The following is a 10,036-nucleotide window of genomic DNA, read 5'->3' as shown; positions in this document are numbered from 1 at the left end:
GCGCATCGACGCTGTAGCGGTTGTGATCCGCCATGATCAGACAGGTCGTGCTCGCGCGGATCACCTTCTCGACAAACCCGTCGAACGGACCGCGCAGCGCCATCAGACTGGCCTGTTCGTCCTGGAACGCCGCCCAGACTTTACCCACTCCATCAGGCTGTGGGTCGAACAGCCGATCTTGCCGGCAATCGACGTCGCCGCCGCCCACCGCGAGGTGTGCTCGCTCTCATGATCCAAAACCATCCCCACCGCGCGGGCACGAACCTCAGGGCTGAATTTGGTCGTCGTCTTGTTCATCGTGGCTCCATCCTACTCAAGAGTTGGAGCCTCCGGAATTTCCGGGACGGTTCAAACAGATTGACACCAACAACCCCAATCAGAGAAGACTCTTAGGCCATGGGGCTCGCCCTTTGTTCGGCACGTGCGGCTGTTCGAAGAAGCCTTTGCGGGCGCACCCGATTACATTCACCGTGCAATTCTCAAAGCATACGTGCGCGGCGCATCTCACAAGCCGCTGAGCGACGACTCCTTGGAACCCTATATCGAACCGTGGGTAGGAACCATCGGGCAGGCAGCCTTCTACCGCCAGATCGCACAAATGGACCAGCGATATACCGATGAAGTCCAGGATTCGTATGGTGAGCTTCGATGTCCTTGCCTGGTCTTGTGGGGTATTAACGACCAATGGATTCCCGTCGAAAAGGGTCGTGAGTTGGCGCGGCTCATTCCGGGATGTGAGTTGATCGAGATCCCCGACTGCGGACACCTGATGCAGGAGGACGCGCCGGAGGCCATCACCTCAGCGGCCTTGCGGTTTTTCATTGGCGTTGACGGGGATGCAACTGATCGACACGGATCGCGCTCTTCCTCTCGTGGACGCTGAAACCCAGACGCTCGGCTGGAGCGAGATCATCAACAAGAAGACGAGTGACCCTTGTGGTGAGGCAGGCCGATCAATCCCCGCGCACCAGATCCCACCCGGTCTTCGCCACCTGAATGCAAACCGCGTGCATCCGGTGCGCGCGCTGGTCCGCCGCATTGCCGGCCAGCGCCCGCGCATAGACGCCTTCGACGATCGCCGCCGAGCGAAACAGCGAAAACCCCATGAAGAACCGCCAGTTCTCGATGCCGCTCCGCCCGGTCCGCGCGCAATACAAATCGAGCGCCTTTTGCTCGGTCATTAACCCAAGTTCCGCGACATCGATCCCCTGATACCCCGCCATCGCCGGGCCGGAACCCGGCGGCAGATGATAGGACATGCAGCAATAGGCCAGATCCGCCAGCGGGTGCCCCAGCGTCGATAACTCCCAGTCGAGCACGGCGAGAATCCGCGGCGCGCTCGGGTCGATCACCATATTGCCGAGCCGGAAATCGCCATGCACGATGGCGCTTTCGTCGCGTTCCGGGATGTTGCCGCGCAGCCAGGCGATGAGGTTCGTCATCGCTGGCAAGTCCTCGGTCCTCGACGCCTCGTACTGCTTCGTCCAGCGCTCGATCTGCCGTGCCACGTAATGATCCGGCCGTCCATAATCCCCCAGCCCGACCGCCGCATAATCGACCCGGTGCAGCCCCGCGATGGTCTCGATCAGATCGCGCTGGATCGCCCCCCGATCCGCGGGCGTCACTCCCGGCATCATCACGTCATGAAACACTAGCCCCTCGACATGCGCCATCATGTAGAATTCGGTGCCGATGATCGCGGGATCGGCGCAGAAATGCAGCATCGGCGCCACCGGAACATCGGTCCCCGCCAGCGCACTCTGAATCCGGTATTCCCGGTCGATCTGATGCGCGGACGGCAGCAGCTTGCCGGGCGGCTTCTTGCGCAGCACGTAGCGCCGTGCATCCGTCTCGATCAGGAAGGTCGGGTTCGACTGCCCACCCTGGAACTGGCGCAGCCGCGCCGGAAAGACAAACCCCTCGACGTGATCCGCCAGATAGTCGAACAGCACAGTTTCATCGACGCGATGCTGCGGTAGAACCTCGATCAGTTTCGGCGCCGTCGCGTCGCTCATCGGCTGCGTCCTCCCAATTAAAGCGAACCATTCGGGATCGCCCCCCTACTGTCAAGCACGGCAATCGCCTGCCCGTTCCGGGACTTGCGTAACCAGAACGGAAGCCGCACACTGCGCGAAAATCATCCGGTCAATTGAAGGAAAACGCCATGGAGTTCCGATATTCCGCGAAAACCGAGGCCCTGCGCGCGCGCGTCGCGGATTTCATGGCCGAGCACATCTACCCGAACGAGCAGGCGCTGTTCCACACTGCCCACACCCAGGCGGACCGCTGGCAGCCGCTCGAACTGCTCGGCACAATCAAACAAAAGGCCCGCGACGCCGGGTTGTGGAACCTGTTCCTGCCGGAATCCGAACACGGCGCCGGGCTCACCAATGTCGAATACGCCCCGCTCGCCGAAATCATGGGCCGCAGCCCGTTCGGGCCGGAAGCGTTCAACTGCTCCGCCCCCGATACCGGCAATATGGAGGTTCTCACCCGCTACGCAGCGCCGGAACACAAGGAGCGCTGGCTGAAACCGCTGCTGGCAGGTGAAATCCGCTCCGCCTTCGCGATGACCGAGCCCCGCGTCGCCTCGTCGGACGCCACCAACATCGAAACCGAGATCAGGCGCGACGGCGAGGATTACGTCATCAACGGCCATAAATGGTGGATTTCCGGCGCGCCCGATCCGCGCTGCCGCATCCTGATCGTGATGGGCAAATCCGACCCCGCCAATCCCGATCGGCACAAGCAGCAATCGATGATCCTGGTGCCGTTCCCGCATCCCGGCGTCACCATGAAGCGTGCTTTGCCGGTGTTCGGCGATGATGACGCCCCGCACGGCCACGCCGAGCTGATTTTCGACAATGTCCGGGTGCCAGCCGCTAACATCCTGCTCGGCGAAGGCCGCGGCTTCGAAATCGCCCAGGGCCGCCTCGGGCCGGGACGCATCCATCACTGTATGCGCTCGATCGGCGTCGCCGAACGCGCGCTGGAGCGCATGATCCGCCGCCTCGAATCGCGCACCGCCTTCGGCAAGCCGATTGCCGAACAGAGCGTGTGGCGCGAGCGAATCGCCGAATCGCGCATCATGATCGACCAGGCAAGACTGCTGACGCTGAAGGCCGCGCACATGATGGACACGGTCGGCAACAAGGAAGCCCGCGCCGAAATCGCCATGATCAAGGTCGTCGCCCCTAACATCGCCTGCAAGATCGTCGATTGGACGATCCAGGCTTTCGGCGGCGGCGGCGTCGCCGATGCCTGGCTGTCCACCTCTTATGCGCATCAGCGCACGCTGCGCCTCGCCGACGGACCGGACGAAGTGCATCGCGACCAGCTTGCCCGGCTCGAACAGCGCCGCCACCGCAACACCGATCCGGCGCGCACCGGCGGCTATCCGGGCGTTATGATCGCCGATGACCTCACCGCACCCGGATTGCCACTCTGATGCGCGCCATCGTCTGCGAGGAATGGGCCGGGCCGGAAAAACTCGCACTCCGCGAGCTGCCCGATCCCACGCCCAAGCCGGGCGAAGTCGTCATCCGCATCCGCGCCGCCGGCGTCAACTTCCCTGACGTTCTCATCATCCAGAAAAAATATCAGGTCCAGCCGAACCTGCCCTTCACGCCGGGCGCCGAAATCGCCGGCGAGATCGAAGCGGTGGGCGATGGCGTTACGGCACTGAAGCCCGGTGACAGGGTGCTGGCTCTCTGCTCGACCGGCGGCTTCGCCGAAAAAATCGCGCTCAACGCCCATCTCTGCGTGAAAATCCCTGATGGCGTGACGTTCGACATCGCCGCCGGCTTCATCCTCGCCTTCGGCACATCGCATCACGCCGTGGTCGATCGCGCCGCCCTGCAACCGGGCGAAACCGTTCTGGTTCTGGGTGCCGCCGGCGGCGTCGGGCTCGCCGCGGTTGAAATCGCCAAGGCGAAAGGCGCGAAAGTCATCGCCGCTGCCTCGACCGATGCGAAACTCGCCATCTGCCGCGAACGCGGTGCGGACGCCACGATCAACTACGTCACCGAAGATCTGCGCGCCGCGATCAAAACCCATACGGACAGCAAAGGGCCAGACATCATCTTCGATCCGGTCGGCGGCCGCTTCGCCGAACCCGCCTTCCGCTCGATCGCGTGGCGCGGGCGCTATCTGGTGATCGGCTTCGCCGACGGCGACATCCCATCCCTGCCGCTCAATCTTCCGCTTCTCAAGGGCGCCTCGCTGGTCGGCGTGTTCTGGGGCGAATTCGCCCGCCGCGAGCCGAAAAACCAGGCAGCGATGATGGGTGATCTGTTCGCCATGCTGGCGGCGGGAAAAATCAAGCCGCTCATCTCGAAAACCTATTCGCTCGCGGAGGCGTCGCGCGCCCTCGAAGACATGGCGGCGCGCAAGGTGACCGGAAAAATCGTGGTGACACCATGAAGGATTTCAAAAACCGCGTCGCCGTCATCACCGGCGCCGGCAGCGGTTTCGGTCGCGAATTCGCCCGCATCGCCGCAGCGCGCGGCATGAAACTGGCTCTTGCCGATATCGAAGCAAACGCGCTCGATGCGATTGCTGGCAAACTCGAATCCGCCGACGCGCGCGTGTTGCACCGGCGCCTCGATGTCAGCGATGCCGCCGCGATGGAGCACTTCGCCGACACCGTCTTCGCCGAATTCGGCGCCGTCCATCTGCTGTTCAACAACGCCGGTGTCGGCATCGGCGGCCTGATCTGGGAACATTCGGTCAAGGACTGGCAATGGGTGCTCAGCGTCAATCTCTGGGGCGTCATCCACGGGATTCGCTGTTTCGTACCGCGCATGATCGCGGGCAACGACGCAGGCCACATCGTCAACACCGCCTCGGTCGCCGGCCTGCTTTCGGCGCAAACCATGGGCCCCTACAACGTCTCGAAACACGGCGTGGTGACGCTATCGGAAACCCTGTTTCAGGATCTGCGCATCAGCGGATCGAAACTCGGTGTCACGGTTCTCTGTCCCGCCTTCGTCGATACCGGAATCAAGGATGCCGGGCGCAACCGTCCCGCCGACCTCAGCAACGCCGCACCACCCACCGAAAGCCAGCGCCGCGCCGAGGAACAGACGCGCAAAGCGGTCACCTCGGGCCGGATGTCCGCCGCCGATGTCGCGGCAAAAACCTTCGCCGCGATCGAGGAAAATCGGTTCTACTGCCTCACCCACCCGCGCATTCTCGGCGCTGTCGAATTGCGGCTGCAGGACATCCTGGCGCAACGCAACCCGAGCGATCCGTTCTCGTTCAAGCAGGATGTCGCCTTCACCGCGCCAACCTGAACTCCGTTAGAAATGCCGCCATCCGGTTCGCGTGAACGCCATCCGCCGGCCGGCCCGGTCGAGCACGACAACCTCGTCGGAATCACCTGAAAAATGGCCGATCTTGGTGACCGGCACCAACCCGCACGCCTTGCGCAATGCCGCTTCGGCATCCGGCGGCGTGGCCAGAATCAGCTCGTAATCGTCACCGCCGGTCAGCCGGGCTTCCAGCCAGGACTCACCCGCCGCGCGCGCCGCCGCGGAGGCCGGAACCAGACCAGCCTCGATCACCGCGCCCACGCCGGAATTGCGGCAGATATGGCCGAGATCCTGCACCAGCCCGTCGGAAACATCGATCGCCGCATGAACCAGACCGGCAAGTGGCAAGCCGATTCTCGGCTCGGGCAAAAGCCGCCGCTCGCGAAAATGCCCCGAAGAATCGTCAAGTTTGCCGCGCGCCGCCTCAAGCCCGAGCGCCGCATCGCCGATCGTGCCGGTCACGAACACCGCATCTCCCGCGCGCGCGCCCGACCGGCGCCACGCCGCGCCCGGTGCCACGCACCCGATCATCGTCACCGAAGCCATCAACGGCCCAGGTGTCGATGTGCTGTCGCCGCCGAACAGTTCGATGCGATATCGCTTCTGATCCCGCGCCAACCCCTCGGCGAATTCGGCAAGCCACGCCTCCGGCGTGTCCACGCGCAACGCCGTGGTCAGCAAATATCCGTCAGGCTCGCCCCCCATCGCCGCGAGATCCGACAGGTTGCGCCGGAGCAGCTTGCGCGCCACGCATCCGGGCGGGTCGTCCGGCAGGAAATGCACGCCCTCGACCATCTGATCGACGGTGAGAACCAGCGTCTTTCCGTACGGCGGTGTCCATAACGCGGCGTCATCGGACAGTCCTAGCGCCGCCTCATCCGCCAGCGGCGCAAAATACCGGGCAATCCGTTCGAATTCCGTTCCGCTCACACCGCGACCGGATCGGCGAACTCGCCGGGCCGCAGACTTCGTGCAATCCGGTCGAGCACCGCATTGCCGAGTTGCACCGCATCCTCCTGCAGGAACCCGTGCGCCACGTCGAGATATTCGTTGATCACCACCCGCGCGGGCGGCCCGTCGCTCATCCACAATTCCGCCCCGGCCGCGCGCAGCAGCGCCCGCAACACCGGGTCGAGCCGCATCATCGGCCACGTCTCCGGCAGCACGCTCGCGATCATCGGGTCGATCGCATCCTGCTGTTCGGTCGCGGTCCGAACGATCCGCGCGAATAGCGGCGCATAGGCATCCGGCACCCGGCCATCCTCAAATCCCAGCTTTCCTGCCATCGCACCGATACGATGGCGGATGAACTGGTCGATCACCGTCTCGGCGCTCTCGCCGTTCTGCTCGCTCTGATACAGCGCCTGAACCGCGGCGACGCGCGCAAGGGTGCGGGGGCGTTGCGCCTTCACGTCGCCCCCAGCCGTCGCGCCAGCGCGATCTGCTTCAGGCACGCCGCCGCCGCCTCGGCGCCCTTGTTAGGACCGGTTTCGGCCGAGCGCGCCTCGGCCTGCATGATCGTATCCACCGTCAACAGCGCGGTGCCCAGGCAAATCCCGTATTGCAGCGCCACCTGCATCAGCCCGTGCATCGCGGTATCGCAGATATAATCATAGTGATCGGTCTCGCCGCGCACCACGCAACCAAGTGCTACAAACCCGTCGAAATGCTCCCGCCCGCGCAGCGCGATGCGCAGCGCCTGCGGAAGTTCGTAGGCACCGGCGACGTCGATCGCCTGAACGCTTGCCCCGACCTTGCGCAGCATCGCCTCCGCCGCGTGCGTCATGCCATCGACGATCCCGCGATAATACGGCGCGCGGATCAGCAGAATTCGCGGCGCAGCCCCCGGAATCTCCGGTGCTTCGGGCAGGGTGGCGTCGGCCGTGCTCATGGCGCGGCACCCGCCTCGATCGGCAACTGGTCGACGATGTTGAGCCCGTAGCCCTCAAGTCCGATAACGGCGCGTTTGTGATTGGACAGCAGGATCATGTCGCGCACGCCAAGCTCGGTCAGAATCTGCGCGCCGATGCCGTAATCGCGCAACACCGTCCCGGTGCGCGCCCCGCCGATAATCTGGCGCAACCGCGACGAGACCGCATCGGGTCGCGTCTCGCGGATCAGCACGACGGCGCCGCGCCCTGCTTCGGCAATCTGCGCCATTGCACGGCGAAGATCGCGAATATGCTCGCCGCCCAGAATATCGTCGATCGTGCTGATCGCGTGCATCCGCACCAGCACCGGCTCGTCGGCCGCGACATCGCCCTTGATCAGCGCCAGATGCTCGACATGATCGATCGTGTTCTCGAAACTGATCATGCGCCATTGGTGGCCGTCGCCATCGGAAAGCGTGCCTTCCTCGGTGCGGCGGATCAGCTTCTCGGTCCGCCGCCGATAGGCGATCAGATCGGCGATCGTCCCGAGCTTCAGGTTGTGGTATTGCGCGAAAGCGACCAGGTCCGGCAGCCGCGCCATGGTGCCGTCCTCGTTCATGATCTCGCAGATCACTCCTGCCGGAGTCAGCCCGGCCAGCCGCGCGATATCGACCGCTGCTTCCGTGTGGCCGGTGCGCACCAGCGTGCCGCCGTCGCGCGCCACCAGCGGGAAAATATGGCCGGGGCTGACAATATCGGCGGCACCGCTCTCGGGATTGATCGCGACCGAGATGGTCCGCGCCCGGTCCGCCGCCGAAATCCCGGTCGTCACCCCCTCGCGCGCCTCGATCGAAACGGTGAACGCGGTTTCGTGCCGCGACCTGTTGGATCGCGCCATCAGCTTAAGCCCGAGCGTCTCGCAGCGCGATTTGGTCAGCGCAAGGCAGATCAATCCACGCGCGTGCTTGGCCATGAAATTCACCGCATCCGGGGTCGCGAACTGCGCCGGAATCACGAGATCGCCCTCGTTCTCGCGATCCTCGTCGTCGACCAGGATGAACATGCGCCCGGCGCGCGCCTCGTCGATGATTTCCGACGCCGAAGACAAATAGGTCTGCAGCGATGCCGTCTTGAACTGATCCATCACGATGCCTCCGCAAGGCGCGCGACATAGCGCGCCAGCATGTCGATTTCCAGATTGACCCGGTCGTCCGGCCTGAGCATCCCGAAATTGGTTACGAGTTCGGTATGCGGAATGATATTCACGCCGAACTCGGCACCCTCCACCTCGTTCACCGTCAGCGACACGCCGTTGATCGCGATGCTGCCCTTGGGTGCGATGAACCGCGCGAGCGGCGCGGGTGCGCGAAACCGCCAGCGGGTCGAGCCATGCTCAGGCACGTTGGCGACGACGTCGCCAACACCATCGACATGGCCGGATACCACGTGCCCGCCCAGTTCGTCGCCCATGCGCAGCGCGCGCTCCAGATTGATCGCCGCACCATATTCCCAGTCGCCGAGCGTGGTTTTCGACAAAGTCTCGCCCGACACATCCACGGCGAACCAATCGGCACCCGTTTCGACCACGGTGAGGCAGCAGCCGGAGCAATTGATCGAAGCCCCCAGCGCCACCGAGCCGATCTCCGCCCACGCCGCGTTGCGCTCCGGCACGCCGATCACGAAGCGCGCATCCCGCCCGCTGTTCGGCGGCGTCTTTTCCCGCAACCGGCCAATCCCGGTGACAATGCCGGTAAACATCAAATTTGTCTCCGATAAGACGCACGAACATCGCCGCCGCACGCGCTTCTGCCCGCCAGGGTGAAACGCCTGGCGTCATCCAATCGCTCCAGCCCGAACCCGGCAACCGAGGCGACGCCGTCGCCGCCGACCACCAAGGGCGCGGTAAACCATTCGATATGATCGACCAGATCGGCACGCAACAGCGCCGCCGCAAGAGTACCGCCGCCTTCGACCAGCAGCCTTGTGATTCCGGCCGCTCCAAGCGCACGCAGTCCGGCATCCAAATCCACGCCCGCATCGGAAGCGGCGATTTCGAACAGCCGTACCCCCAGCGCCCCGAACGCGTCACGTCGTGCAGCGTCCACACCGTCCCGATGCAGAATCCACACCGCATCATCCCCCACATCGCGCGCCAGCCGCCCATCCAGGGGCGTGCGCAAATGCGAATCGACAATCACCCGCACCATCGGCGCTGCGCGAAACCCGGCGATCCGGCAGGTCAGTTCCGGGTCGTCGGCGAGTGCCGTGCCGACCCCGACCATCACCGCGTCGTGCGATCCGCGCAGCGCATGGGCGGCACGGCGCGATGCCTCGCCGGTGATCCACTGGCTTTCGCCGGTGCGCGTGGCGATCCGCCCGTCCAGCGTGGTCGCGAGCTTGAGCGTGACCATCGGCCTGCCGCGTCGCACGACCGAAAAGAACCCTTCGTTCACCGTCTCGGCCTCGGCGGCGCAGACGCCCTCGGTCACCTCGATCCCGGCGCCGTGCAGCATCGCGATGCCCTGCCCGTTCACCCGCTCGTCCGGGTCGCCGGACGCGATCACCACGCGGGCAATCCCCGCCTCGATCAGCGCCGATGCGCAAGGCGGCGTCTGGCCGTGATGCGCGCAGGGTTCAAGCGAAACATAAGCCGCGGCACCACGCGCCGCCTCGCCCGCCATCGCCAGCGCCTCGGTCTCGGCGTGCGGCCGTCCGCCCGTCGCGGTGCGCCCGCGCCCGACCACCCGCCCCGCGCGCACGATCACGCAGCCCACGCTCGGATTCGGCGCCGTCTCGCCCAGGCCGCGCCGTGCCAGCGACAAGGCCGCGCGCATGTGATCCTCGTCGGTCATG

At 64.9% G+C, this 10,036-nt stretch carries 11 protein-coding genes and 2 pseudogenes; 4 read left to right on the top strand and 9 right to left on the bottom strand.

Features of this window, described 5'->3' with window-relative positions; all coding sequences use genetic code 11:
- Together AiwAL_RS08390 and AiwAL_RS08385 are read right to left on the bottom strand one after the other, a co-directional pair.
- Nucleotides 1-208: pseudogene (locus AiwAL_RS08390) on the bottom strand (hypothetical protein); the annotation flags it as partial.
- Nucleotides 124-297, bottom strand: a pseudogene (locus AiwAL_RS08385) (IS3 family transposase); the annotation flags it as partial. The pseudogenes AiwAL_RS08385 and AiwAL_RS08390, both read right to left, overlap by 85 nt.
- A 124-nt stretch (nucleotides 298-421) precedes the next feature.
- Between AiwAL_RS08385 and AiwAL_RS08380 the strand changes: the two are divergent.
- A complete protein-coding gene (locus AiwAL_RS08380) occupies nucleotides 422-883 on the top strand; it encodes an alpha/beta fold hydrolase (protein WP_235706042.1) in 462 nt (153 codons plus the stop codon).
- 70 nt (nucleotides 884-953) lie between these two features.
- Here the strand turns inward: AiwAL_RS08380 and AiwAL_RS08375 are convergent, their stop codons facing one another.
- Nucleotides 954-2,015: a phosphotransferase gene (locus tag AiwAL_RS08375; protein ID WP_235706041.1), complete on the bottom strand. Its 1,062-nt coding sequence runs from the start codon at nucleotides 2,013-2,015 to the stop codon at nucleotides 954-956.
- Between the two features lie 149 nt (nucleotides 2,016-2,164).
- Here AiwAL_RS08375 and AiwAL_RS08370 point away from each other — a divergent pair, with 149 nt between their 5' ends.
- Genes AiwAL_RS08370 through AiwAL_RS08360 form a run of 3 tightly spaced genes read left to right on the top strand, consistent with a single transcriptional unit; the run spans nucleotide 2,165 to nucleotide 5,294 of the window.
- The gene (locus AiwAL_RS08370; RefSeq protein WP_235706040.1) at nucleotides 2,165-3,448 is read left to right on the top strand and encodes an acyl-CoA dehydrogenase family protein; all 1,284 of its coding nucleotides are present in this window, start codon (nucleotides 2,165-2,167) and stop codon (nucleotides 3,446-3,448) included.
- The gene (locus AiwAL_RS08365; protein ID WP_235706039.1) at nucleotides 3,448-4,422 is read left to right on the top strand and encodes an NADPH:quinone oxidoreductase family protein; all 975 of its coding nucleotides are present in this window, start codon (nucleotides 3,448-3,450) and stop codon (nucleotides 4,420-4,422) included. Before AiwAL_RS08370 ends, AiwAL_RS08365 begins: the two co-directional genes overlap by 1 nt.
- Nucleotides 4,419-5,294: an SDR family oxidoreductase gene (locus AiwAL_RS08360; protein WP_235706038.1), complete on the top strand. Its 876-nt coding sequence runs from the start codon at nucleotides 4,419-4,421 to the stop codon at nucleotides 5,292-5,294. Before AiwAL_RS08365 ends, AiwAL_RS08360 begins: the two co-directional genes overlap by 4 nt.
- Before the next feature lie 6 nt (nucleotides 5,295-5,300).
- Here the strand turns inward: AiwAL_RS08360 and thiL are convergent, their stop codons facing one another.
- Genes thiL through ribD form a run of 6 tightly spaced genes read right to left on the bottom strand, consistent with a single transcriptional unit; the run spans nucleotide 5,301 to nucleotide 10,035 of the window.
- Entirely contained in the window at nucleotides 5,301-6,242 is a 942-nt protein-coding gene (thiL, locus tag AiwAL_RS08355; RefSeq protein ID WP_235706037.1) for a thiamine-phosphate kinase, read from the bottom strand.
- Nucleotides 6,239-6,766 (bottom strand): transcription antitermination factor NusB, encoded by a 528-nt coding sequence (gene nusB / locus AiwAL_RS08350; protein WP_235706036.1) that lies wholly within the window; start codon nucleotides 6,764-6,766, stop codon nucleotides 6,239-6,241. Before nusB ends, thiL begins: the two co-directional genes overlap by 4 nt.
- Nucleotides 6,721-7,203: a 6,7-dimethyl-8-ribityllumazine synthase gene (gene ribH / locus AiwAL_RS08345; protein WP_235706035.1), complete on the bottom strand. Its 483-nt coding sequence runs from the start codon at nucleotides 7,201-7,203 to the stop codon at nucleotides 6,721-6,723. The genes nusB and ribH overlap by 46 nt, the downstream gene beginning before the upstream one ends.
- The gene (gene ribB, locus AiwAL_RS08340) at nucleotides 7,200-8,327 is read right to left on the bottom strand and encodes a 3,4-dihydroxy-2-butanone-4-phosphate synthase (protein WP_235706034.1); all 1,128 of its coding nucleotides are present in this window, start codon (nucleotides 8,325-8,327) and stop codon (nucleotides 7,200-7,202) included. Before ribB ends, ribH begins: the two co-directional genes overlap by 4 nt.
- Nucleotides 8,327-8,941 (bottom strand): riboflavin synthase, encoded by a 615-nt coding sequence (locus AiwAL_RS08335; RefSeq protein WP_235706033.1) that lies wholly within the window; start codon nucleotides 8,939-8,941, stop codon nucleotides 8,327-8,329. The genes ribB and AiwAL_RS08335 overlap by 1 nt, the downstream gene beginning before the upstream one ends.
- The gene (gene ribD / locus AiwAL_RS08330) at nucleotides 8,941-10,035 is read right to left on the bottom strand and encodes a bifunctional diaminohydroxyphosphoribosylaminopyrimidine deaminase/5-amino-6-(5-phosphoribosylamino)uracil reductase RibD (RefSeq protein ID WP_235706032.1); all 1,095 of its coding nucleotides are present in this window, start codon (nucleotides 10,033-10,035) and stop codon (nucleotides 8,941-8,943) included. The genes AiwAL_RS08335 and ribD overlap by 1 nt, the downstream gene beginning before the upstream one ends.
- Nucleotide 10,036: the final 1 nt, after the last annotated feature.

Origin of the sequence: Acidiphilium sp. AL, assembly GCF_025499445.1 — a bacterium.
GTDB lineage: Bacteria > Pseudomonadota > Alphaproteobacteria > Acetobacterales > Acetobacteraceae > Acidiphilium > Acidiphilium iwatense.
The sequence above is the reverse complement of the archived record's forward strand: the minus strand, read 5'-3'. Positions and strand labels throughout refer to the sequence as shown.

What these genes read in the sequence shown, in the direction of transcription:
- AiwAL_RS08375 (WP_235706041.1), bottom strand. Translation starts at nt 2,015, where the DNA reads ATGAGCGACGCGACGGCGCCGAAACTGATCGAGGTTCTACCGCAGCAT.
- AiwAL_RS08370 (WP_235706040.1), top strand. Translation starts at nt 2,165, where the DNA reads ATGGAGTTCCGATATTCCGCGAAAACCGAGGCCCTGCGCGCGCGCGTC.
- AiwAL_RS08365 (WP_235706039.1), top strand. Translation starts at nt 3,448, where the DNA reads ATGCGCGCCATCGTCTGCGAGGAATGGGCCGGGCCGGAAAAACTCGCA.
- AiwAL_RS08360 (WP_235706038.1), top strand. Translation starts at nt 4,419, where the DNA reads ATGAAGGATTTCAAAAACCGCGTCGCCGTCATCACCGGCGCCGGCAGC.
- ribH (WP_235706035.1), bottom strand. Translation starts at nt 7,203, where the DNA reads ATGAGCACGGCCGACGCCACCCTGCCCGAAGCACCGGAGATTCCGGGG.
- ribB (WP_235706034.1), bottom strand. Translation starts at nt 8,327, where the DNA reads ATGGATCAGTTCAAGACGGCATCGCTGCAGACCTATTTGTCTTCGGCG.
- AiwAL_RS08335 (WP_235706033.1), bottom strand. Translation starts at nt 8,941, where the DNA reads ATGTTTACCGGCATTGTCACCGGGATTGGCCGGTTGCGGGAAAAGACG.
- ribD (WP_235706032.1), bottom strand. Translation starts at nt 10,035, where the DNA reads ATGACCGACGAGGATCACATGCGCGCGGCCTTGTCGCTGGCACGGCGC.